Annotated in this window: 16 protein-coding genes; 11 read left to right on the forward strand and 5 right to left on the reverse strand. The window is 58.1% G+C overall.

Going from position 1 to position 24,175, the window contains the following annotated elements:
- Positions 1 to 189: 189 nt before the first annotated feature.
- The 6 genes from rpoB to cysG all read left to right on the forward strand — a co-directional run bounded on the left by rpoB (position 190) and on the right by cysG (position 14,876).
- Entirely contained in the window at positions 190 to 4,218 is a 4,029-nt protein-coding gene (gene rpoB / locus Q0753_RS11295) for a DNA-directed RNA polymerase subunit beta (RefSeq protein ID WP_298720714.1), read from the forward strand.
- An 87-nt stretch (positions 4,219 to 4,305) separates the two neighbouring features.
- The gene (gene rpoC / locus Q0753_RS11300; RefSeq protein ID WP_298720717.1) at positions 4,306 to 8,517 is read left to right on the forward strand and encodes a DNA-directed RNA polymerase subunit beta'; all 4,212 of its coding nucleotides are present in this window, start codon (positions 4,306 to 4,308) and stop codon (positions 8,515 to 8,517) included.
- A gap of 262 nt (positions 8,518 to 8,779) precedes the next feature.
- Complete coding sequence (locus Q0753_RS11305) at positions 8,780 to 10,576, forward strand: assimilatory sulfite reductase (NADPH) flavoprotein subunit (RefSeq protein ID WP_298720720.1); 1,797 nt, start codon at positions 8,780 to 8,782, stop codon at positions 10,574 to 10,576.
- A complete protein-coding gene (gene cysI / locus Q0753_RS11310) occupies positions 10,576 to 12,279 on the forward strand; it encodes an assimilatory sulfite reductase (NADPH) hemoprotein subunit (RefSeq protein ID WP_298720723.1) in 1,704 nt (567 codons plus the stop codon). The genes Q0753_RS11305 and cysI overlap by 1 nt, the downstream gene beginning before the upstream one ends.
- Positions 12,269 to 13,036 (forward strand): phosphoadenylyl-sulfate reductase, encoded by a 768-nt coding sequence (locus Q0753_RS11315; protein ID WP_367179503.1) that lies wholly within the window; start codon positions 12,269 to 12,271, stop codon positions 13,034 to 13,036. Before cysI ends, Q0753_RS11315 begins: the two co-directional genes overlap by 11 nt.
- 442 nt (positions 13,037 to 13,478) lie before the next feature.
- The gene (gene cysG / locus Q0753_RS11320; RefSeq protein ID WP_298720729.1) at positions 13,479 to 14,876 is read left to right on the forward strand and encodes a siroheme synthase CysG; all 1,398 of its coding nucleotides are present in this window, start codon (positions 13,479 to 13,481) and stop codon (positions 14,874 to 14,876) included.
- A 78-nt stretch (positions 14,877 to 14,954) separates the two neighbouring features.
- On the opposite strand, the gene Q0753_RS11325 is transcribed toward cysG, so the two are convergent.
- Complete coding sequence (locus Q0753_RS11325; RefSeq protein ID WP_298720732.1) at positions 14,955 to 15,761, reverse strand: TIGR03899 family protein; 807 nt, start codon at positions 15,759 to 15,761, stop codon at positions 14,955 to 14,957.
- A gap of 355 nt (positions 15,762 to 16,116) precedes the next feature.
- Positions 16,117 to 16,647, reverse strand: coding sequence for an inorganic diphosphatase (gene ppa / locus Q0753_RS11330; RefSeq protein ID WP_298720735.1), 531 nt, complete (start codon positions 16,645 to 16,647; stop codon positions 16,117 to 16,119).
- Positions 16,648 to 16,842: 195 nt separating this feature from the next.
- On the opposite strand from ppa, the gene mpl reads away from it, so the two are divergent.
- The 5 genes from mpl to Q0753_RS11355 all read left to right on the forward strand — a co-directional run bounded on the left by mpl (position 16,843) and on the right by Q0753_RS11355 (position 21,602).
- Complete coding sequence (mpl, locus tag Q0753_RS11335) at positions 16,843 to 18,216, forward strand: UDP-N-acetylmuramate:L-alanyl-gamma-D-glutamyl-meso-diaminopimelate ligase (protein ID WP_298720738.1); 1,374 nt, start codon at positions 16,843 to 16,845, stop codon at positions 18,214 to 18,216.
- Positions 18,203 to 18,841 (forward strand): flavin prenyltransferase UbiX, encoded by a 639-nt coding sequence (locus tag Q0753_RS11340; RefSeq protein WP_298720741.1) that lies wholly within the window; start codon positions 18,203 to 18,205, stop codon positions 18,839 to 18,841. The genes mpl and Q0753_RS11340 overlap by 14 nt, the downstream gene beginning before the upstream one ends.
- An 81-nt stretch (positions 18,842 to 18,922) precedes the next feature.
- Complete coding sequence (hpt, locus tag Q0753_RS11345; RefSeq protein WP_298720744.1) at positions 18,923 to 19,453, forward strand: hypoxanthine phosphoribosyltransferase; 531 nt, start codon at positions 18,923 to 18,925, stop codon at positions 19,451 to 19,453.
- Positions 19,454 to 19,908: 455 nt separating this feature from the next.
- A complete protein-coding gene (locus Q0753_RS11350) occupies positions 19,909 to 20,832 on the forward strand; it encodes an ABC transporter ATP-binding protein (protein WP_298720747.1) in 924 nt (307 codons plus the stop codon).
- Positions 20,829 to 21,602, forward strand: a complete 774-nt coding sequence (locus Q0753_RS11355; RefSeq protein WP_298720750.1) for an ABC transporter permease — start codon at positions 20,829 to 20,831, stop codon at positions 21,600 to 21,602. Before Q0753_RS11350 ends, Q0753_RS11355 begins: the two co-directional genes overlap by 4 nt.
- Before the next feature lie 442 nt (positions 21,603 to 22,044).
- Here Q0753_RS11355 and panD read toward each other — a convergent pair whose 3' ends face one another.
- The 3 genes from panD to panB form a co-directional block, all read right to left on the reverse strand.
- Positions 22,045 to 22,425 carry an aspartate 1-decarboxylase gene (panD, locus tag Q0753_RS11360; protein ID WP_204796344.1) on the reverse strand — a complete coding sequence of 127 codons (381 nt, stop codon included), beginning with the start codon at positions 22,423 to 22,425 and terminating at the stop codon, positions 22,045 to 22,047.
- 100 nt (positions 22,426 to 22,525) lie between these two features.
- Positions 22,526 to 23,371: a pantoate--beta-alanine ligase gene (panC, locus tag Q0753_RS11365; RefSeq protein ID WP_298720756.1), complete on the reverse strand. Its 846-nt coding sequence runs from the start codon at positions 23,369 to 23,371 to the stop codon at positions 22,526 to 22,528.
- A gap of 9 nt (positions 23,372 to 23,380) precedes the next feature.
- On the reverse strand, positions 23,381 to 24,175 hold the full coding sequence (gene panB / locus Q0753_RS11370) for a 3-methyl-2-oxobutanoate hydroxymethyltransferase (RefSeq protein WP_298720759.1): 795 nt from the start codon (positions 24,173 to 24,175) through the stop codon (positions 23,381 to 23,383).

Raw genomic sequence — 24,175 nt, forward strand, 5'->3', positions numbered from 1 at the left:
TAGGGCTGGTGAATCTTTATTCACCGGCCCTTTTGCGCTGTAGGATGAGGGGAATTTTCACATCGTTTCTGCCTCTTGTTGTACCAGCCACCCGGGTGTTGTCGAGACATTCGGTCTGAAAAAAAACGATGTTTTAGAGCTGTCCCATTTGGACAGAGTGGGTCACTTATCAGCGAGCTGAGGAACCCTATGGTTTACTCTTACACAGAGAAAAAGCGCATTCGTAAGGACTTCGGTAAACGTGACCAGGTCTTGGACACGCCTTACCTGCTATCAATCCAGCTTGACTCCTTCAAACAGTTTATTGAAGCAGATCCGCAAGGCGAGTACGGACTGGAAGCGGCTTTCCGCAGCGTTTTCCCTATCACCAGCTATTCCGGCACTGCCGAATTGCAGTATGTCAGTTTCCGCTTGGGCGAGCCCGTGTTTGACGTGCAGGAATGTCAAATTCGTGGTGTTACCTATTCGGCACCGCTGCGTGTGAAGTTGCGGATGGTCCTGTATGACAGAGAGGCTGCGGCCGGTACTGTCAAGGACATCAAAGAGCAAGAAGTCTACATGGGCGAAATCCCGCTCATGACTGAAAACGGTACCTTCGTTATCAACGGGACCGAGCGGGTAATTGTCTCCCAGCTGCATCGCAGCCCGGGTGTGTTTTTCGATCACGATCGTGGCAAGACCCACTCTTCCGGTAAGGTCCTGTATAACGCACGCGTGATCCCCTACCGTGGTTCCTGGCTCGATTTTGAGTTTGATGCGAAAGACAACCTGTTCGTTCGTATCGACCGTCGTCGCAAGCTACCCGCGTCTATCATACTGCGCGCGCTGGAGTACACCACCGAAGAGATCCTGGAGCTCTTCTTCGAAACCACTCGTTTCGAGGTGACCGACGGCAAATTGATGATGGAGCTCAAGCCCGATCGTCTGCGTGGTGATACCGCCTCCTTCGACATCATGGTAGATGGCGAAGTTCTGGTGGAAACCGGACGCCGCATTACTGCCCGCCATATCCGTCAACTGGAAAAGGCCGGCATCGATAAAATTGAAGTACCGGTGGAATATGCCGTCGGTAAAGTGTCTGCCAAGGACTATATCAACGCCGATACCGGCGAAGTGATGATTGCTGCCAACAGCGAGCTGAGCCTGGAAAACCTGGCCAACCTGTCTGTGGCCGGCATCAAACAGTTCGAGACCCTGTTCACCAATGAACTGGATCACGGCGCCTACATGTCCGAGACCATGCGTATCGACTCTTCCAACAGCCGCCTCGAAGCGCTGGTGGAAATCTATCGCATGATGCGTCCGGGCGAGCCGCCGACGCGTGAAGCAGCCGACACCCTGTTTGAAAACCTGTTCTTCTCCGAAGACCGTTATGATCTCTCCACCGTAGGCCGGATGAAATTCAACCGTCGCCTGTTCCGTGATGAGTCTACCGGTGCCGGTACCCTGACCAAGTCCGATATCGTCGACGTGATGAAGCGTTTGATCGACATCCGTAACGGTAACGACGAAGTGGACGATATCGACCACCTGGGTAACCGTCGTATTCGTTCCGTGGGCGAAATGGCAGAGAACCAGTTCCGCGTCGGCCTGGTCCGCGTTGAGCGGGCGGTGAAAGAGCGTCTGTCTCTGGGCGATCTGGACACCCTGATGCCGCAGGATCTGATTAACGCCAAGCCGATTTCGGCGGCCGTTAAGGAGTTCTTCGGTTCCAGCCAGCTGTCCCAGTTCATGGATCAGAACAACCCGCTGTCGGAAGTCACCCACAAGCGCCGTATTTCGGCCCTGGGCCCGGGCGGTCTGACCCGTGAGCGTGCCGGCTTTGAAGTGCGAGATGTACACCCGACCCACTATGGTCGTCTGTGTCCCATCGAAACGCCTGAAGGTCCGAACATCGGTCTGATCAACTCATTGGCCTGCTACTCGCGCACCAACGAATACGGTTTCCTCGAGACCCCGTATCGTAAAGTGATCGACAGCAAGATTACCGATGACGTGGATTACCTGTCTGCCATCGAGGAAGGTCACTTCGTGATCGCCCAGGCCAACGCGGCCATCGATGAAGAAGGCCGTCTGATGGACGAACTGGTACCGTCGCGTCACAAGGGTGAAGCCACCTACATGAACGCGGATCAGGTCCAGTACATGGACGTGAGCCCGCAGCAGATTGTTTCTGTGGCGGCCTCCCTGATCCCCTTCCTCGAGCACGATGATGCTAACCGAGCCCTGATGGGGTCGAACATGCAACGTCAGGCCGTACCGACTCTGCGCGCCGACAAGCCGCTGGTAGGTACCGGTATCGAGCGCGCGGTCGCGGTAGACTCCGGTGTGACCTCGGTTGCCAAGCGTGGCGGTATCGTCGACTACGCCGATGCCTCGCGCATCGTGGTCAAGGTGAATGAAGAAGAGATGCTGCCGGGCGAAGCCGGTATCGACATCTATAACCTGACCAAATACACCCGTTCCAACCAGAACACCTGTATCAACCAGCGTCCCTGCGTGATGCCGGGCGAGCGGGTACTGGCCGGTGACGTACTGGCCGATGGCCCGTCTACCGATCTGGGTGAACTGGCGCTGGGTCAGAACCTGCGCGTGGCATTCATGCCCTGGAATGGTTACAACTTCGAAGATTCCATCTTGCTGAACGAGCGGCTGGTAGAAGAAGATCGTCTGACCACCATTCACATTCAGGAACTGACCTGTATCTCCCGTGACACCAAACTGGGTCCGGAAGAAATCACCGCCGACATCCCCAACGTGGGTGAAGCGGCGCTGAGCAAGCTGGATGAGTCCGGTATCGTCTACGTGGGTGCAGAAATGCAGCCCGGCGATATTCTGGTCGGCAAGGTGACGCCGAAAGGCGAAAGCCAGCTGACTCCCGAGGAGAAGCTGCTGCGAGCCATCTTCGGTGAGAAGGCGTCCGACGTGAAGGATTCTTCACTGCGGGTTCCCAACTCCGTATTCGGTACTGTTATCGACGTGCAGGTCTTTACCCGCGATGGCGTGGAAAAAGACAAGCGTGCTCAGGACATCGAGCACATGCAGCTCAAGCAGGCCAAGAAAGATCTGACCGAAGAGTTCAGCATCCTCGAAGACGGCGTTTACGCTCGTGCTCGTAATGTGCTGATTGCCTCCGGTGTCAGTGCGGCCCAGGTCGACAAAATTCCTCGTAACCAGTTGCTGGAACAGGCGATTGACGACGAAGCCAAGCAAATCGAGCTGGAACAGCTCGCCGAGCAGCAGGCCGAGCTGAAAGCTGACTTCGACAAGAAGTTCGAGAACAAGCGTCGCAAAATCACCCAGGGCGATGATCTGGCCCCGGGCGTACTGAAAATCGTCAAGGTTTACCTGGCGGTCAAGCGTCGCATTCAGCCGGGTGACAAGATGGCGGGTCGTCACGGTAACAAGGGTGTTATCTCCACCATAGTGCCGGTAGAAGACATGCCGCACGATGAGCACGGTACCCCGGTCGATATCGTACTGAACCCGCTGGGTGTACCGTCGCGGATGAACATCGGTCAGATCCTCGAAACGCACATGGGCCTTGCGGCCAAGGGCGTGGGCGAGAAAATCGATCGCATGATCAAGGAACAGCAAGAGCTGGCCCGTCTGCGCGAATTCATCCAGGAAGTTTATAATCTGGGTGACAAGGTGCAGCAGAAAGTGGACCTGTCCACCTTCAGCGACGAAGAAGTCCGTGTGCTGGCCAACAACCTGCGCAAGGGTGTGCCGATTGCCACGCCTGCCTTTGACGGTGCCAGCGAGCACGAGATCAAGCGCATGCTGAAGCTGGCCGATCTGCCGGAGTCCGGTCAGATCACCCTGTTCGACGGTCGTACCGGTAACACCTTCGAGCGTCCGGTCACCGTGGGCTATATGTACATGCTGAAGTTGAACCACCTGGTGGACGACAAGATGCATGCCCGTTCTACTGGCTCCTACAGTCTGGTTACCCAGCAGCCGCTGGGTGGTAAAGCCCAGTTCGGTGGTCAGCGTTTCGGTGAGATGGAAGTGTGGGCACTGGAAGCATACGGTGCCGCCTATACTCTGCAGGAAATGCTGACCGTCAAGTCGGACGATGTTAACGGCCGGACCAAGATGTACAAGAACATCGTGGACGGCGATCACCGCATGGAGCCGGGCATGCCCGAGTCCTTCAACGTATTGTTGAAGGAAATTCGCTCCCTCGGTATCAACATCGAGCTGGACGAAAGTTAAGGCGACAGACTGCCTCGGAAATAACGGCGCCCCTTCTTCCTTTGGGAAGGGGGGGCGCCCAGGTAGAACTCCTCACAGGAGACTAACGTGAAAGACTTGCTTAAGTTTTTGAAAGCGCAGAATAAGACCGAAGAGTTTGACGGTATCAAAATCGGTCTGGCTTCGCCGGACATGATCCGCTCTTGGTCCTATGGCGAAGTCAAGAAGCCAGAGACCATTAACTACCGTACCTTCAAGCCGGAGCGTGACGGCCTTTTCTGTGCCCGGATTTTCGGTCCGGTCAAGGACTATGAGTGTCTGTGCGGTAAGTACAAGCGCCTCAAGCACCGCGGTGTTATCTGCGAGAAGTGTGGCGTTGAAGTTACCCAGACCAAGGTGCGCCGCGAGCGTATGGGTCACATCGAGCTGGCCAGCCCGGTTGCCCATATCTGGTTTTTGAAGTCCCTGCCCAGCCGTATCGGCCTGTTGCTGGACATGACCCTGCGTGACATCGAGCGGGTACTGTACTTCGAATCCTTCGTCGTTATCGAACCGGGTATGACCAACCTGGAGCGAAGCCAGATGCTGTCTGAAGAACAGTACCTGGATGCGCTGGAAGAATGGGGTGATGAATTCGACGCCAAGATGGGTGCCGAAGCCGTACTGGCTTTGCTGCGCGACATCGATCTGGAAAGCGAAATCAACACCATGCGCGAAGAGCTGGGTCAGACCAACTCCGAAACCAAGCGCAAAAAAATTACCAAACGCTTCAAGCTGATGGAAGCCTTCTTCGGCTCGGGCAACAAGCCCGAGTGGATGGTGATGACAGTGCTGCCGGTACTGCCGCCGGATCTGCGTCCGCTGGTACCCCTGGACGGTGGTCGCTTCGCGACTTCGGATCTGAACGATCTGTACCGTCGGGTGATCAACCGTAACAACCGTCTGAAGCGCCTGCTGGATCTGGCCGCGCCCGATATTATCGTGCGTAACGAAAAGCGGATGCTGCAGGAATCCGTGGATGCGCTGCTGGACAACGGTCGTCGTGGCCGTGCCATCACCGGCTCCAACAAGCGCCCGCTGAAGTCCCTGGCCGACATGATCAAGGGTAAGCAGGGTCGTTTCCGTCAGAACCTGCTGGGTAAGCGCGTGGACTACTCCGGTCGTTCCGTTATTACCGTGGGTCCGACCCTGCGTCTGCATCAGTGCGGTCTGCCCAAGAAGATGGCGCTGGAGCTGTTCAAGCCCTTCATCTACGGCAAACTGGAAGCGCGTGGCCTGGCTACCACCATCAAGGCGGCCAAGAAAATGGTCGAGCGCGAGGAAGCCGTGGTCTGGGATATCCTGGACGAGGTGATCCGCGAGCATCCGGTACTGCTGAACCGGGCACCGACCCTGCACCGTCTGGGTATCCAGGCGTTCGAGCCGGTGCTGATCGAAGGCAAGGCCATCCAGCTGCACCCGCTGGTGTGTGCGGCCTATAACGCCGACTTCGATGGTGACCAGATGGCGGTACACGTACCGCTGACCATTGAAGCGCAGCTTGAAGCCCGTGCGCTGATGATGTCGACCAACAACATACTGTCACCGGCCAACGGCGAACCCATCATAGTTCCTTCACAGGACGTGGTACTGGGTCTGTATTACATGACCCGCGACAAGATCAACGCCAAGGGCGAAGGCATGTTGCTGACCAGCGCGAAAGAGGCCGAAAAGGTCTATCGTGCCGGCCACGCCGAACTGCACGCCCGGGTCAAGGTACGGATCACCGACTTCGAAAAAATGGAAGGCGGTGAAGTGGTTGAGCGTACTGCCATTCGTGACACTACCGTTGGTCGTGCCATCCTGTCGCTGATCGTGCCCAAGGGTCTGCCCTTCGAGATGATCGATCAGGCGATGGGCAAGAAGCAGATCTCCAAGCTGCTGAACGGTTGTTACCGTCGTCTGGGTCTGAAAGACTCGGTCGTGTTCGCCGATCAGCTGATGTATACCGGTTTCCATTACGCCACCCTGTCCGGCGTATCGGTCGGTATCAACGACATGGTGATCCCGGATGCCAAGAAAGACATTATTGACGAAGCGGAAGCGGAAGTAACCGAAATCCAGGAGCAGTTCCAGTCTGGTCTGGTTACCGCCGGCGAGCGTTACAACAAGGTTATCGATATCTGGGCCAGCGCCAACGAGCGTGTGTCCAAGGCGATGATGGAAAACCTGTCGAAAGACGTGGTGGTCAACCGTGACGGTGAAGAAGAGCTGCAGGATTCGTTCAACAGCATCTTCATGATGGCCGACTCCGGCGCTCGTGGTAGTGCCGCCCAGATCCGTCAGCTGGCGGGTATGCGTGGCCTGATGGCCAAGCCGGATGGCTCCATCATCGAAACGCCGATTATCGCGAACTTCCGTGAAGGTCTGAACGTACTGCAGTACTTCATCTCGACCCACGGTGCTCGTAAGGGTCTGGCGGATACCGCACTGAAGACCGCGAACTCCGGTTACCTGACTCGTCGTCTGGTAGACGTTGCCCAGGATCTGGTGATTACCACCGATGACTGTGGCACCTATAACGGTCTGTGGATTACCTCCCTGATCGAAGGCGGTGACGTGGTTGAGCCCCTGCGTGAGCGGGTGCTGGGTCGTGTGGTTGCGGAAGACGTGATCAAGCCGGGTACCGAAGACGAAATCATGGTTGCCCGTAACACCCTGCTCGACGAGAAGTGGTGTGACGAGCTGGAAGAGAACTCCGTTGACCGGGTCAAGGTACGCTCCGTTATCACCTGTGATAACGACCATGGCGTTTGTGCCCACTGTTACGGTCGTGACCTGGCTCGTGGCCACCTGGTGAACCAGGGCGAAGCGGTCGGTGTTATCGCCGCTCAGTCCATCGGTGAACCCGGTACCCAGCTGACCATGCGTACCTTCCACATCGGTGGTGCGGCGTCGCGGGCAGCAGCAGAAAACAGCATCCAGGTGAAGAACGCCGGTACCGTCAAGCTGCAGAACGCCAAGTTCGTTACCAATGCCGACGGCAAGACCGTCATCGTGTCCCGCTCTTCCGAGCTGAACATCATCGATGACATGGGTCAGACCCGGGAAAACCACAAGCTGCCTTACGGTGCGCTGCTGGACAAAGCCGACGGTGAAACCGTGCAGGTTGGCCAGGTAGTGGCAACCTGGGATCCGCACACCCACCCGATCGTTACCGAGGTGGCGGGTCAGATCAAGTTCATCGACATGATCGACGGCGTGACCATCAGCCGTCAGACCGACGAACTGACCGGTCTGTCCAGCATAGTGGTGATGGATGTCAACGAGCGTCCGAGCTCCGGTAAAGAGCTGCGTCCGACCGTGAAACTGGTCGACGATGCCGGCAAGGATGTGTTCATCCCCGGTACCGATCTGTCTGCTCTGTACTTCCTGCCCGGCCGTGCCATCGTCAGCCTGGAAGATGGTGCAGTGGTGAACGTGGGTGACGCGGTTGCGCGTATTCCGCAGGAATCCAGTGGTACCAAGGACATCACCGGTGGTCTGCCGCGGGTTGCCGACTTGTTCGAAGCCCGTCAGCCGAAAGAACCGGCCATTCTGGCCGAAGTATCCGGCACCATTTCCTTCGGTAAAGAGACCAAAGGCAAGCGCCGTCTGGTCATTACCCCGCTGGAAGGTGGCGATGCCTACGAAGAGATGATTCCGAAATGGCGTCACCTCAACGTGTTCGAAGGTGAAAAGGTCGAAAAAGGCGAAGTACTGGCCGACGGTCCCGAATCTCCGCACGATATCCTGCGTCTGCGTGGTATCAGCCCGGTGGCGAACTATATCGTCAACGAGGTGCAGGAGGTTTACCGTCTGCAGGGCGTTAAGATCAACGACAAGCACATCGAGACCATAGTGCGTCAGATGCTGCGTCGTGCCGAGATCATGAGCGCCGGTGACTCCGACTTCATCACCAATGAACAGGCCGAAGTGGTGCGTATCCGTCAGGCCAACCGTGCGCTGGAAGCAGAAGGCAAACAGCCGGTTGCTTACCGCCACGTGCTGATGGGTATCACCAAGGCATCTCTGAGCACCGAATCCTTCATCTCGGCGGCGTCCTTCCAGGAAACCACCCGAGTGCTGACCGAAGCAGCCGTCTCCGGCAAGGTAGACGATCTGCGCGGCCTGAAGGAAAACGTGATCGTGGGCCGCCTGGTACCTGCCGGTACCGGTTTCGCCTACCATCAGGGCCGTCATGCCAACCGTAATCCGGAACAGCCGGTGATCGTATCGGCAGACGAAGCCGAGCAGAACCTGGCTAACCTGCTGAACGCGGCCGGCGGCAACGAAGAATAAAGTTATCTCGACTCGCTGATAAGACAAGGGCTCCCGCAAGGGGGCCTTTTTTTTTAACGATGTGAGGGGGGGAGGGGTAAAGGGTGAGAGGTAAAACAATCCCGTGCCAGCCCACTTGCCACCCCGCCCTCACACCTCACTCTTTACCCCTCACATACCCTTTATATTCCTTATAAGTATAAAAAATCATCTTTTATTCTTTATTGTTTTCCCTTGCCCTGGCTTAAGCTATATCCAATCTGGAAAAGTGGAAGTTAATGTCATGCTTTTAAAGGAACTCGCGGCGTCTGCCAGCCCGCTCAACGAACAGCAAGTCCATAAGCTTACTCAGGTGGCAGCCGAGTTGAGCGCGACTCAGCTGGCCTGGGTCAGCGGTTATTTTTACGGCATCAGCCAGCAGCCGGGCGGCATTGCCGCTCCTGCGGCGGCGGCTCAGCCTGCCGGCAAGCTGACCATTATCTATGCCTCTCAAACCGGTAATGCCAAGGGCCTTGCCGAGAGCCTCAAGGCCCAGGCGCAAGCCGCCGGCGTGGCGGTCGAGTTGTTTAATGCGGCCGACTACAAGGTCAAGCAGCTCAAGAAAGAGACTCACGTATTGATCGTCGCCAGCACCAATGGCGAAGGCGAAGCCCCCGATGATGCCATCGAGTTCCACAAGCAGCTGAAGGCCGGCAAGGCCGGCAAGCTCGATGGCCTGCATTACGGCGTGCTGGGGCTGGGGGATTCGTCTTACGAATTCTTCTGCCAGACCGGCAAGGACTTCGACGAATACCTGAGCAAGGCCGGTGCAACCTCCTTGCTGGGCAGACTCGACTGCGATGTCGACTACGATGCCGCCGCCGAAAGCTGGAGTCAGTCGGTTGTCGCACTGGTGCAAGACGCGTTGCAGGCGGATGCCGCCAATGACGTGGCGCCCGTGGTGCCCCTCACTCAGGGCGCGGTCAGCCTGTACAACAAAAAGAACCCCTTTGCCGCCGAGCTGGTAACCAACCAGAAGATCACCGGCCGGGATTCCGACAAGGATATCCGTCACTTCGAGATTTCGCTCGATGGCTCCGACCTGAGCTATCAGCCAGGCGATGCGCTGGGTGTCTGGTTCAGTAATGACGAGAAGCTGGTCGATACCCTGCTGGCTCTGGTTGAACTGGCCCCCGAGACTTCGGTCAAGGTAGACAATGAGCCGGTCGGTATCCGCGAGGCGCTGATCAACCACTATGAACTGACCCTGGGTTACGCCGGCTTTGTGCAGGCCTATGCCGAGCTGTCCGGTTCCGACAAGCTGAAGGCGCTGGTGGAAGACAAGGCGGCCCTGCGTGAATATTGCGCCAGCCATCAGATCCTGGACATCGTTCGGGAGCAGCCAGCCGGCCTGACCGCCGAGCAATTGCAGGGTGCGCTGCGCCGTCTGACGCCGCGCCTCTATTCCATCGCTTCTGCCCAGGCGGAAGTGGAAGACGAAGTTCATCTGACCGTGGGCGTGGTGCGCTTCGAGCAGGACGGCGAGCCGCGCAGCGGCGGTGCTTCCTCTTTCTTGTCTGATCGGTTGCAAGAGGGTGGTCAGGTACGGGTGTTCGTTGAGCACAACGACAACTTCCGCCTGCCGGCCAACGACGAGACCCCGGTGATCATGGTGGGTCCCGGTACCGGCATAGCGCCGTTCCGCGCCTTCATGCAGCAGCGTGAAGCGCAGGATGCCACTGGCCAGAACTGGTTGTTCTTCGGTAACCCGCATTTCACCCAGGACTTCCTCTATCAGACCGAATGGCAGCGCTACGTCAAATCCGGCTTGTTGAACAAGATTTCTCTGGCCTTCAGCCGCGATCAGGCCGAGAAGGTTTACGTGCAGCACAAGCTGCGCGAGCAGGGGGGCGAGGTCTATGCCTGGCTGGAGCAGGGCGCCCACTTCTATGTGTGTGGCGATGCCAACAAGATGGCCAAAGACGTACACGAAGCCCTGATTGAGCTGGTGGCCGAGCACGGTGGCAGAAGCCGCGAACAGGCCGAAGAATATGTAGATGCGCTGCGCAGCGCCAAGCGTTACCAAAGGGATGTTTACTGATGAGCGAACAAAAACTGTCCGACAACGAGCGCCTCAAGCGCGAGAGCAACTTTCTGCGCGGCACCATAGAGCAGGATCTGCAGGACGAACTGACCGGCGGCTTCAACGGCGACAATTTTCAGCTGATCCGTTTTCACGGCATGTATCAGCAGGACGACCGCGATATTCGCAACGAGCGGACTGCACAGAAGCTGGAGCCGTTGCACAATGTCATGCTGCGCGCCCGCCTGCCCGGCGGCATCATCAACCCGGACCAGTGGCTGGCTATCGACCAGTTTGCCGAAGAGAGCAGCATCTACGGCAGCATTCGCCTGACCACCCGCCAGACGTTCCAGTTTCACGGTGTGCTCAAGCGGGACATCAAGCACATGCACCAGGTGCTGAACAGCACCGGCATCGACTCCATCGCCACCGCCGGTGACGTGAACCGTAACGTGCTCTGTACCAGTAATCCGGTCGAGTCCGAGCTGCATCAGGAAGCCTACGAGTGGGCCAAGAAGATCTCCGAGCACCTGTTGCCCAAGACCCGCGCCTATACCGAAATCTGGCTGGACGGCGAGCGACTGGACACCCCGGATGAAGAGCCTATCCTCGGCTCCACCTATCTGCCGCGCAAGTTCAAGACCACGGTCGTGATCCCGCCGCAGAACGACGTGGACGTGCACGCCAACGACCTGAACTTTATCGCCATTGCCGACAACGGCAAGCTGGTGGGCTTCAACGTGCTGGTGGGCGGTGGCCTGGCCATGACCCATGGCGATAACGCCACCTATCCGCGCAAGGCCACCGACTTCGGCTTTCTTCCGCTGTCGCACACCCTGGAAGTGGCGGCGGCCGTGGTAACCACCCAGCGCGACATGGGTAACCGCAGCAACCGCAAGAACGCCAAGACCAAGTACACCCTGGAGCGGGTTGGGGTTGAGGTGTTCAAGGCGGAAGTGGAAAAACGGGCCGGCATCAAGTTTGCCGACACGCGCCCCTATGAATTTACCGAACGTGGCGATCGCTTCGGCTGGGTAGCTGGCATCGATGGCAAACACCATCTGACGCTGTTTATCGAAAACGGTCGCCTGCTGGATTATCCGGGCAAGGCGCTGAAGAGCGGCATGCGCGAGATTGCCAAGGTGCACCAGGGCGACTTCCGCCTGACCGCCAACCAGAACCTGATCATCGCCGGCGTGGCCGCCGAAGACAAGGCGCTCATCGAGCAGCTGGCACGGGAACACGGCCTGCTGGAAGACGGTGTCTCGGAGCAGCGCAAGAACTCGATGGCCTGTGTGGCGCTGCCGACCTGTCCGCTGGCGATGGCCGAAGCCGAGCGCATGCTGCCGGCCTATGTCACCGACATCGAAGGCCTGCTGGCCAAACACGGCCTGAATGATGAGAACATCATCTTTCGGGTCACCGGCTGCCCCAACGGCTGTGGCCGCGCCATGCTGGCCGAGATTGGTCTGGTGGGCAAGGCGCCGGGACGCTACAACCTGCACCTGGGCGGTAACCGGGAAGGCACCCGTATTCCGCGTATGTACAAGGAAAACATCACCGACGCCCAGATTCTGGAAGAGATGGACGGGCTTATCGGCCGCTGGGCAACCGAACGGGAAGCGGGTGAAGGTTTCGGTGACTTTGTTATCCGGGCCGGCATCATAGCGCCGGTGATCGACTCAGCGAGGGATTTTTATGACAGCAACAATGTCCTCTAGTCTGTTGCCCGGCCTGGATGAGCTGAACCGGCTGTCCCGGGCGGAACAGGAGGAGTCAATGGCTCCTCTTAACCGGCAACTGGCGGCCATGAGCGCACCCGAGCGGGTGCGCTGGGCGCTGGAGAACCTGGAAGGGGAGCCGGTGCTCTCCTCCAGTTTCGGCATTCAGGCGGCGGTGATGCTGCATCTGGTGACGCAAGAAAAAGCCAATGTACCGGTGATCCTCACCGATACCGGTTACCTGTTTCCGGAAACCTATCGTTTTATCGATGAGCTGACCGAGCGACTGGGGCTCAACCTCAAGGTCTATCGGGCCGCCGGCTCGGCGGCCTGGCAGGAGGCCCGTTACGGCAAGCTGTGGGAGCAGGGAGTAGAGGGCATCAGCCGTTACAACCAGCTCAACAAGGTGGAGCCGATGCAGCGCGCCCTGCGCGACCTGCAGGCGGGCACCTGGTTTTCCGGCCTGCGCCGCAGCCAGTCCGATACCCGCGGAAAGCTCGAAGTGCTGGGGCTGCAGAACGGTCTGTTCAAGTTTCTGCCGATCATCGACTGGAGCAACAAGGACGTTCACTACTATCTCAAGGAGTTCGATCTGCCCTACCATCCGCTGTGGGAGCAGGGTTACGTCTCGGTTGGCGATGTGCACACCACCACCAAGTGGGAGCCGGGCATGAGCGAGGCCGATACCCGTTTCAATGGCCTGAAGCGAGAGTGTGGCCTGCATGAAATCCCCGAGTCAGACGGCAGCGGTATCTGACCGAACAGCACAGGCCGGCACCGGTCGGCCGTGCTTCTTTATTTTCTCTTCCTGACCTCTCGCCTCCTTATACCGAGCACATTAAACAAGTGGTCTATTTAATTTCTGTATCAATGTCGGACAAAAGCTCTGCTCCACCGACCCGCTTCAAGCACATCCATGTGACGCTCAGCACATGACGTCCCTGTCATGTGATGGTCGGTAGAGCAGATCCCTTTGTCCTCCTTGATGCTACAGAGTCGCCTGTTGGCCTGTCTGCGGGCAACTCGGTATTCCAGAAGAGGCGACTCTGTTGCCTCTGGTCTGGGGCCTCAATATGACCAGATCATTACTGGAATTGGTGTTAATGCAATTTTGGAATAAAAAGTCTTTTTATATTCTTTTGTGCGCTAGTCATTTCTGTTTATAGTCGGTCTATCTCAATACATCAGTGGAACCGGCCATGGAACATCTGCCTCTCTTTATCAAAATCAAGCATCGACCTTGCCTGGTGGTGGGTGGTGGTGCCGTGGCGGCCCGCAAGGTACGGGTCCTGCTGGCGCGGGGCGCCCGGGTCACGGTCGTGGCGCCCGAGCTTTCCCCCGAGCTGCAGCAACTGCAGGACCGGTTTGTCTGGCAGAATGATGTGTTTGCCGAAGGCTATCTCGACGACCAGTTTCTGGTGGTGGCGGCGACCGACAACACCGAGGTCAATGCCCGCGTCTATCAGCTCGCCAATCTGCGCGGTCAGCTGGTCAACAAGGCCGACGACAGCAAGCGCTCGGCGGTGATCTTTCCTTCCATCGTCGAACGTCTGCCGATTCAGGTGGCGTTCAGCACCGGTGGCGATGCGCCCTGGCTGGCACGTCTGTTGCGCGCCCGGCTGGATGCGCTGTTGCCGAAACACTGGGGGCAGCTCAGTCAGGTGGCGGGAAAACTGCGCCAAAGGGTCAAGCGAACGCTGAGCAGCAGCGAGGCGCGGCGTCGGTTCTGGGCTCGCACCCAGGACGATACCACCCTGCACGCCTTTTTGAAGCAGGGCAACCTGGCCGCCGCCGAGCGCTGGCTGCAGCAGGAAGTACAGAAGCCCCAGACCGGTGAAGTGATTCTGGTGGGCGCCGGCCCCGGCGATCCGGATTTGCTGACCATCAAGGCGCTCAACGAATTGCAGAAAGCCGAGGTGGTACTGTTCGATCAACTGGTGTCGGAAGAAATTCTGGCGCTGATCCGCCCCGAAGCCGAGCTGATGTCGGTGGGCAAGAAAGCCGGTCATCACAGCGTGCCCCAGGATCAAATCAATCAGTTGCTGGTAGAGCAGGCCCAGGCCGGCAAACGGGTGGTGCGGCTGAAAGGCGGCGATCCCTTCATGTTCGGCCGCGGTGCCGAAGAATTGCAGACCCTGAAGGCCGCCGGTATTCGCTATCAGGTGGTGCCGGGCATCACCGCCGCGGCCGGTGCCACCGCCTATGCGGGGATTCCTCTCACCCATAGAGATCATGCCCAGAGCGCGGTCTTTATCACCGGCCACAGCAAGCAGGACGGCAAGGAGCCGGACTGGGCCTCGCTGGCCCGGGGTCGCCAGACGCTGGTGATCTATATGGGGCTGATGCGCTCGGCGCATATTCAGCAGCGGCTGGTTGAGAATGGTCTGGACGAAGCCACCCCGGTGGCGCTGATTGAACGCGGCACCACGGCACAGCAGCGCGTGGTACGTGGTCAGCTCAAAGAGCTGGCTACGCTGGCGGAGCAGGTAGTCAGTCCTTCCCTGATGGTCATTGGCGAGGTGGCGGCGCTGGCCGACTCGCTGGCCTGGTTCAACCCCCAGCCCGAAATTGAACTCGAGCAAGAACAGTACGCCTGAAGACATCCTCCCGTGAGGTAAAAGGTGCGGCGGCAGCGTCGCACCTTTTACCTTGTTCGCCTCAGACCCACTCTCCCGTCATTTCTGACTCAGTTGCCCCAGCGGCGACAGCAGCTCCTGCAATTCACGCCGGTAATCGGCCGGGGTGGCTTCGGTCATCAGCCCGGCCAGCTCGTTCCCTATGGTGGTGAAGCGGTAATACAGCAGACGAATGCCTTTCTTTTGTGGTTGCAGTGTCATCTGCTGCGGGTTGAATTCCAGCCGTAGCGGTGTGGTGACCGACAGCTCGCCGGACTCCAGCTCAGCCTGATGCAAGAGTCCCAGTTCAAACAGCTGCATCAAGCCCGCATAAGGCAGGCGATAGCGGCCCAGATTCAACTTTTGCTGGCGCTGGCCCTGCAACAGGGTGCGGTACTGGTAGCCAAACAGCAGCCGCAGGTTGTCGTCACCAAAATGGCAGCTGAGGGCGCTGGCTTTTTGCAGCAGCAGGGCATCCTTCTGGGTCATCTGTCGCAGGCGGCTCAGGGCTTGAATGGAGCAATGGCCGGGCTGGTTGATCTCTTGCGCCAGTATGTTGGCCCAGAATTGTTGCATGGCGGGATGACGAATATTCTCGGCCAGCTCCAGATAACAACTCAGCCAATCCGGATCCGGATCGCTGCCGACGTCGTCGGAGCAGGCATTACTTGCCAGGCTGACGATGGTCTCCAGGTTTTTCTGACGGGCGGCCTGATCCAGCTGGCGCCGAATCTCGAATCGCTCGCCAAAGCTCAGCGGTGAGTCACCGTGCAGCAACCCCGCCAATCCCCGTTGCTCGGCCAGGCCGAGCAGCAGCGCCCTGCTGTTCCTGATTTTATGATCCTGTACGGCGGTTTTCGTCTTCATAGACTTCTGTTGTTAACCAGGTTGCAGTCATGTTAAAATTAAGGTCTTATCTTAATTTCCAAGAGGAGCGCCGGATGCACATGCAACAAATCCAGAAAGGTAAATCCAGCATCGGCAAGTTGCTTCTGTTGGTCGCCTATTTTTCAAGCCTGGGCATACTGGCGACCCTCATCGCCATCATAGAGTAACCCTCGCTAAAAAATAAGGTCCGCAATGAGGCCTTTTTACCGCGCCGGCTCGGTAGATATTCGGTGCCGGCACGCCAACAGGCGAATGCGCTGCCATCGCCAAACCGAACAGCCAATAAAAAAGAGCACCGAAGTGCTCTTTTTTACGTCTGGTTGCCGGCAGGCTATCAGGCCTTGTTGTAACGCTCGGCAGAGCTGAGGATTTCGGCTTCGGCCGCGGCCTTGTCGCCCCATCCTTCCAGTTTGACCCACTTGCCTGCTTCCAGCTCTTTGTAACGCTCGAAGAAGTGCTTGATCTGGGCTTTGAGCAATTCGGGAACATCCTTGATGTCCTGAATATGATCGTATTCCTTGCTCAGCTTGCTGTGCGGAACGGCTACGATTTTGGCATCTTCGCCAGACTCGTCGGTCATGTTCAGTACGCCAACCGGGCGGCAGCGGATCACGGAGCCGGGTACCAGCGGATGCGGAGTGGGTACCAGTACGTCAACCGGATCGCCGTCCAGAGACAGGGTGTTGTTTACGTAGCCGTAGTTGCAGGGATAGAACATGGGGGTAGACATGAAACGGTCCACGAAGATGGCGCCGGTGTCCTTGTCGACTTCATATTTGATGGGATCGGCATTCTGCGGGATCTCGATCACTACGTAGATATCTTCGGGCAGGCTCTTTCCGGCCGGTACCTGGTTCAGGCTCATGACGTTTCCTTTAGTGTTGTCTGTGACGGGTTTGATAACCGAGTTTATCACCCTTACCGGGAGACATCTGTTATACAAATGGGTAACGGTTATCAGGGCGCATATTATAACCACTGTCGCACAGATCACCATACAAGTGCCCAAAGCGGCGGCGGATTGTTAGAATGCAGCCAATACAGCAGCCAAGGGCATTTTATGCACATTCATATTCTGGGTATTTGCGGCACCTTCATGGGCGGACTGGCGGTGCTGGCCAAACAGCTGGGCTACCGGGTTACCGGCAGCGACGCCAACGTCTATCCGCCGATGAGTACCCAGCTCGAGCAGCAGGGCATCGAGTTGATTGAAGGTTATGATCCAAGCCAACTCGATTCAGGCCCGGATCTGGTGGTGGTGGGCAACGCCATGAGCCGGGGCAACCCCTGCGTGGAGGCGATGCTCAATCGTCGCATTCCCTATACCTCCGGCCCCCAATGGCTGTTGGAACATGTGCTGCAGGATCGCTGGGTACTGGCGGTAGCCGGCACCCACGGTAAAACCACCACTGCCGGCATGCTGGCCTGGATTCTGGAAGACTGCGGCCTGGCGCCCGGTTTTCTGATCGGCGGCGTGCCCGGTAACTTCGAGGTATCCGCCCGGCTGGGCGAGGCGCCTTTTTTCGTGATCGAAGCCGACGAATACGACAGCGCCTTCTTCGACAAGCGATCCAAATTTGTTCATTACCGTCCCAGCACCCTGATCCTCAATAACCTCGAATTCGATCATGCGGATATCTTCGACGATCTGGCGGCCATTCAGCGACAGTTTCATCATCTGCTGCGCATGGTGCCCGGCCACGGCCGGGTACTGGTACCGACGCACACACCGGCGGTGGAGAAGGTACTGGCCATGGGCTGCTGGAGTGAAGTGGAATACGCGGGCGAAGACGGCCTGTGGCAGGCCGAACCGCGGCAAGCCGATGGCAGCCATTTCACCGTGCTGCTCGACGGCAAGGCGGTGGGCGAGGTGCGCTGGGGCTGTATCGGCCTGCACAACGTGCACAACGGCCTGATGGCACTGGCAGCGGCCCGCCATGCAGGCGTGCCGGTGGCGGAAGCCATCAAGGCGCTGTGCCTGTTCGTGTCGCCCAAGCGACGCATGGAGCTGAAAGGCGAGGTAGCGGGCATTCGGGTCTGGGACGACTTTGCCCATCATCCCACCGCCATCGAATGGACCCTGGCCGGGCTCAAGGCGCGGGTGAAGGCTCAAGAAGGTGGTCGGGTGCTGGCGGTGCTGGAGCCGCGCTCCAATACCATGAAAATGGGCGTGCATCAGCAGCCGCTGGCGGACTCCCTGCAACTGGCGGATCAGACCTATCTATTCCGGCCGGCGGATCTGAACTGGGATCTGGCCGCAGTCGCCGGTGCCTGTCCGCAGGGGCGGGTATTTGAGGATCTGGACGGACTGATCGCGGCCCTCACCGAGGCGGCACAGCCGGGGGATCAGATACTGGTGATGAGTAACGGCGGCTTCGGCGGCATTCACGGCCGCCTGCTGCAGGCACTGGAGGCGACCCATGTCTGCGCCTAAATACCCGCGTCATCGTCAGGTCACCCTGGCCCTGTCCGGTGCGTCCGGTGCTCCCTATGCGTTGGCGTTGCTGGGGCGGCTGCTGGCCGCCGGTATGCAGGTGCACCTGCTGGTATCCAGTGCCGCCCGGGTGGTGCTGGCGACCGAAGAGGGCGAGCAGTGGCCGGGCAAGCCGGATGCCCTGGCAGCCCTGCTGAGCGAGCGTTATCAGGCGGCGCCGGAGCAACTGCAGGTCTATGGCAAGGAAGAATGGTTTTCGCCGGTGGCCTCCGGCTCCGGCGCCCCCCGGCGCATGGTGATTTGTCCCTGCTCCATGGGCACGGTGGCGTCCATCGCCAGTGGCGCGTCGGACAATCTGATCGAGCGGGCCGCCGATGTGGTGATCAAGGAGAAGGGTCAGCTGATCCTGGTGCCGCGCGAGTCACCGTTCTCGGCGCTGCATCTGGAAAATCTGCTCAAGCTGGCCAACCTGGGCGTGACCATCATGCCGGCGTCACCGGGGTTTTATCATCAGCCGCGCACCATCGCGGATCTGGTCGACTTCATGGTGGCGCGTATTCTGGATCACCTCGAGGTGGATCAGGAGCTGGTGCCGCGCTGGGGCTATGGCGGTGCGGAAAGCTGACCCGATATGCAGATAAGAGAGAATTCCGTTAGAATACCGCTTTAATCACAGTCGGGCATTTCAGGCCCAACGGAGCTAAAAATGAAACACAGAGTGGATATCCTGATCGGTACCGATGAGGTAAACGCGCGGATTCAGGCCCTGGGCGATCAAATCAACGCCCATTATCAGGGGGTGGACGAGCTGGTGATGGTCGGTTTGCTGCGCGGCTCCTGTGTATTTATGGCCGACTTGTGTCGCAAGCTTACCCTGCCGGTGCGGCTCGATTTCATGACCGCTTCCAGCTACGGCAGCAGCATGGAAAGTAACCGTGATGTGAGAATCCTCAAGGATCTGGACGACGAGATCCACGGCAAGCACGTGTTGATTGTCGAAGACATTATCGACACCGGTTATACCCTGAGCAAGGTGAAGGAAATACTGTCGCTGCGCAATCCGGCCTCGCTGACCATTTGCTCGCTGCTCGACAAGCCCGATCGGCGTGAAGTACAGGTGCCGGTGGACTGGATAGGCTTTACCATTCCCGACGAGTTCGTGGTCGGCTACGGTATCGATTATGCCCAGCTTTATCGCAATCTGCCCTATATCGGCAAGGTGATACCGCTCGATTAAGTTTTTTGCTTATACCAATTGGAATAAACATCTGATCATGTTAACCCCCGGGATCAGAGGCAACACAGTCGCCTCCCACGACACGCCATGAACTCATCCCTGAGGGCTCGGGAAATGCCTTCCATGGCATTTCACGGTCGTGGGAGTCAATCTCTGTTGCCTCTTCTCGAGCATCGAGTTGTCTGCAGACGGCGCTAACAGGCAACTCCGGTGTATCAAGGAGGACAAAGGGATCTGCTCAGCCGACCATCCGCGCCATGGATGGCGCGGCTGAGCCTCCAGGGAGGGATTCATGGCGAGTCGGGGGAGCGGGCCCTTTGTTCGAATTTTATACAAAAATGAAATAGATCATTTGTTTAGTGGGATTGGTATTACTCACAAATCTGCCTGGGGATGGGGCAACGGGCTTATGTCCGCCACCTGCCCCGGGTATTTTTTATTCTATGGAGCCAATAATGACCAAAGCACTGGAGATTGATGGCCTGCGCAAGACCTACGCCGGTGGTGTAGAAGCATTGAAAGGCATAGATCTGACAGTCAACAAGGGCGATTTCTATGCCTTGCTCGGCCCTAACGGAGCAGGTAAATCCACCACCATCGGTATTATTTCCTCGCTGGTGAACAAGAGTGCCGGCACGGTCAAGGTATTCGGTTTCGATATCGATACCCACCTGAATCAGGCCAAGACCCAGATCGGCCTGGTGCCGCAGGAATTCAACTTCAACCCGTTCGAAAAAGTGCAGCAAATCGTGGTCAACCAGGCCGGCTTGTATGGCATTGAGCGCAAAGAGGCCAAGATCCGCGCCGAACGTTACCTGAAACAGCTGGATCTGTGGGAAAAGCGCGATGTTCCCGCCCGCACCCTGTCCGGCGGCATGAAGCGACGACTGATGATTGCCCGGGCGCTGATGCACGAACCCAAGCTGTTGATTCTGGATGAACCGACCGCCGGGGTGGATATCGAAATTCGCCGGGCCATGTGGGATTTTCTCAAGGCTATCAACGAGCAGGGCATTACCATTATCCTGACCACCCACTACCTGGAAGAAGCGGAGATGCTGTGCCGGAATATCGGCATCATCGACAAGGGGCGCCTGGTCGAGAACACCAGCATGAAAGGCCTGCTGGGCAAGCTCAACGTGGAAACCTTCATTCTGGATTTGGCTACCGATTGCCGCGAACCCTTTTTGTCCGGTTTTAACTGGCAGTTGCTGGACGATCACACCCTGGAAGTTGAAGTGAAGAAAGATCAGGGGGTGAACGGCGTCTTTGCCCAGCTTAACGAGCAGGGTATTCGCGTGCTGAGCATGCGCAATAAGGCCAACCGGTTGGAGGAATTATTCGTTACGCTGGTGGAGCAGGGGAGAACGACAGCATGAGCGGAAAACACTATTACATCGCCTTTCGCAGTATTTTACACCGGGAAATCGTGCGTTTTACCCGCATCTGGGTGCAGACCCTGGTGCCGCCGGCCATCACCATGACCCTGTATTTCGTGATTTTCGGCAACCTGATTGGCAGCCGTATCGGCGAGATGGGTGGTTATTCCTACATGGCCTTTATCGTACCGGGCCTGATCATGATGTCGGTGATCACCAACTCCTACTCCAATGTGGCCTCGTCGTTTTTCAGCAGCAAGTTCCAGCATAACGTGGAAGAGCTGCTGGTGGCGCCGGTGCCCACTTACGTGATCATCGCCGGTTATGTCGGTGGCGGTGTGGTACGGGGCCTGTTGGTGGGGCTGACTGTCAGTATGGTGTCGCTGTTCTTTGTCGATCTGCAAATCAGTCATCTGTTCAGCGTTATCTTCACCGTGTTTCTGACCTCGGTGCTGTTTTCGCTGGCGGGGCTGCTCAACGCCATTTTTGCCCGTACCTTCGACGATATCAGCATCATTCCGACCTTTATCCTGACGCCGCTGACCTATCTGGGCGGGGTCTTCTACTCCATCGACCTGCTGCCCGAGATATGGCAAACCATTTCGCACGGCAATCCTGTGCTGTATATGGTGAACGCCTTCCGCTACGGTTTTCTGGGTATCAGCGATGTACCGCTGACCGTGGCCTACGGCATCATCATCGGCTTTATCGCGCTGTTCTATGGCCTGGCCTGGTATCTGATTCACACCGGGCGTGGATTACGCAGTTGAGTTTAAAAAAGGCAGCCGGTTGGCTGCCTTTTTGTTTGTTGTCCCGGCTGTTTTCTATTTTGCTAAAGTCAGCCAAAGGGCCAGCTCCTCCTACCCGCTCGAGCACCTCCATGTGACGCTCAGCACATGACATCCCTGTCATGTGATGCTCGGCGGAGCAGATCCCTTTGACCTCCTTGGTACTACGGAGTCGCCTGTTGGCACCGCTTGCGGGCAACTCGGTGTTCAGAAGAGGCAACAGAGATCTCCTCCCACGACCGTGAAATACCAGGGATGGTATTTCCGAGCCCCCAAGGATGGGTTTATGGCGTGTCGTGGGAGGTGGCTGTGTTGCCTCTGGAGCCAAGATCCTGAAGATAATGTGTAGCGTTTATGAAGCAATAAACAAAAAAGGCAGCCAATGGGCCGCCTTTTGTCTGTTACCTGCGGGTTATGGTGGCGATCAGGCCAGTTGCAGGGGGATGTTCTTGCTGGTGCGTACTATGTTGTTGTCCGCATCCAGATACACCAGATTGGGATCGTAGCTTTCGATTTGCTGCTCGCTCATCGGCGCATAGGCACAGATGATGATACGGTCGCCCACGGCGGCCTTGCGGGCGGCGGCGCCGTTCAATGAGATCATCCTGGAGCCACGTTCGCCGGAAATGGCGTAGGTGTGAAAACGCTCGCCGTTTTCGATGTTGTAGATATCGATCTGCTCGTATTCTCGGATATTGACCGCGTCCAGCAGGTCCTGATCGATAGCGCAGGAGCCTTCGTAGTTCAGCTCGGCGTGGGTGACCCGGGCCTGGTGCAGCTTGCCTCTGAGCATAATGCGTTGCATGTCCATCTTTACCTTGTCTCCATTGGTTACTGCCTTCACGGCGAGTCGGCGTGAGCTAATCCCCATCCGGCTGTACTGTCGAAAAGCGAGGGGTAGTGTTCTACAGGGGCACTACCCGGTTGTCTATCAGTCGGGCCTTGCCGAGAAAGGCGGCCATCAGGATGACCACGGCCCGGCTCTGTGCCGTTAACGGCAGCAGGGTGTCGGCATCGACGATATCGATACCGTCGGTACGAAAACCGGCATCGTTCAGGCGAGCACTGCCGTCTGTGGCCAGCCGTTCAATATCCCGCTCGCCGTCGGCGAGGCGAACGGCCAGCCAGTTCATGGTGGCGGCAAGCTCGGGGGCCAGCGTGCGTTCGGCGTCGGTCAGATAACCGTTGCGGGAACTCAGCGCTAGGCCGTCTTCGGCACGTACCGTAGGCACCCCCAGGATCTCGACCGGCATATTCAATTCGGCGGTCATTTTACGGATCAGCGCCAGCTGCTGGTAGTCTTTTTCACCGAAACAGGCCAGATCCGGCTGCACCAGGTTGAACAGCTTGCACACGACCGTGCTGACGCCGTCGAAGTGACCCGGACGCAGGGCGCCTTCCAGTACCTCGGAAACGCCGGGCACCACAACCCGGGTTTGCTGTTGCTGGCCATTGGGGTACATCAGCGCCGGCGTGGGGGTGAAGACGATATCCGCCTGTTCACCCAGCCGCTCGCAGTCCTGCTCCAGGGTGCGGGGATAGGCGTCGAGATCGGCGGCCCGGTCAAACTGCAGCGGGTTGACGAAGATGCTGACCACCACGCGATCGCAACGGCTTCCGGCCTGCTTGACCAGCTCCATATGTCCCTGATGCAAATTGCCCATGGTGGGCACAAAACCGATACGCTCGCCGTGACGGCGCCAGCCGTTGATGACGGCTCTTAATTCGTCGAGGGTGCTGACCAGCTGCATCTTCTGTCCTCAGTTAAAACTGTGTTCCGGGCCGGGGAAACGGCCCTCGGCCACGTCGGCCACATAGGCTTCGATGGCGGCTTTGACGTTGCCGTTGTCGGCCAGAAAGTTCTTGGTGAACTTGGGCACATAGCCGGTGGTGAGCCCCAGGGCATCCTGCATCACCAGTACCTGACCGTCGGTCTGGGCACCGGCACCGATGCCGATCACCGGTATGCTCAGCATCTGGCTGATGTCGGTGGCAAGCCGGCTTGGCACGCACTCCAGCACCAGCAACTGAATGCCGGCGGCTTCCAGTGCTCTGGCATGACGTTTGATTTGTTCGGCCTGCTCGGTTTCGCGCCCCTGCAGCTTGAAGCCGCCGAACACGTGCACCGACTGCGGCGTCAGCCCCAGATGGCCGCACACCGGAATACCCTGGCGGGTCAGCTGGGTCACGGTGTCGGCCAGCCAGTCGCCGCCTTCCAGCTTGACCATGTGGGCACCGGCGCGCATCAGGGTGGCGGCACCGGCACAGGCCTGCTCCGGATTGCTGTAACTCATAAACGGCATGTCGGCGACGATAAGCGATTTTGAGCAACCATTGGCCACCGATCTGGTGTGATAGGCGATATCGTCGACTGTCACCTTGAGGGTGCTGTCTTCGCCTTGCAATACCATGCCGAGGGAGTCGCCGATCAGGATGGCATGCACGCCGGCCTGTTCGAACAGCTGGGCAAAGGTGGCATCGTAGGCGGTGATCATGGCAATTTTCTGCCGAGCCTGTTTCATCGCCAGCAGGCGTGCCGTGGTGATTTTAGTCAT

The sequence above is a fragment of the uncultured Oceanisphaera sp. genome (assembly GCF_947495715.1).
Lineage (GTDB): Bacteria > Pseudomonadota > Gammaproteobacteria > Enterobacterales > Aeromonadaceae > Oceanimonas > Oceanimonas sediminis.